The sequence below is a fragment of the Paenibacillus sp. NPDC057967 genome (genome assembly GCF_042887015.1).
Classification (GTDB): Bacteria; Bacillota; Bacilli; order Paenibacillales; family Paenibacillaceae; genus Pristimantibacillus.
This window is the reverse complement of sequence record NZ_JBHVQB010000020.1, coordinates 1,378-1,611: the sequence shown is the minus strand read 5'-3', so window position 1 is coordinate 1,611 and position 234 is coordinate 1,378. Positions and strand designations below refer to the sequence as shown.

Below are 234 nucleotides of genomic sequence, written 5' to 3'. Positions count from 1 at the left end.
AGTACCGTCGCTGTAGAACCAGACGTGTAGCCTTGGCTATCCGTCGGGGCTACACCGGATGTAATCCCGTTTCCTTGGTATGTCACATAATATTTTGCTTCTGGCAGCAAGGTCCAGATCGCGTAAAGCGTTACGTTGGACGTGCCGATTGTAATTGTTGAACCTGCTGCATAAGCAGTGCCCGTTCCGTCAGCCTTTGTGTTCCAGCCAGTAAAGGTATTACCTTTCTTCACC

1 protein-coding gene is annotated in these 234 nt (G+C 50.0%); it reads right to left on the bottom strand.

The window, feature by feature from the left end; genetic code table 11:
* A partial coding sequence (locus tag ACFVSO_RS28870; RefSeq protein ID WP_387480148.1) for an InlB B-repeat-containing protein occupies nucleotides 1-234 on the bottom strand: 234 nt, incomplete at both ends.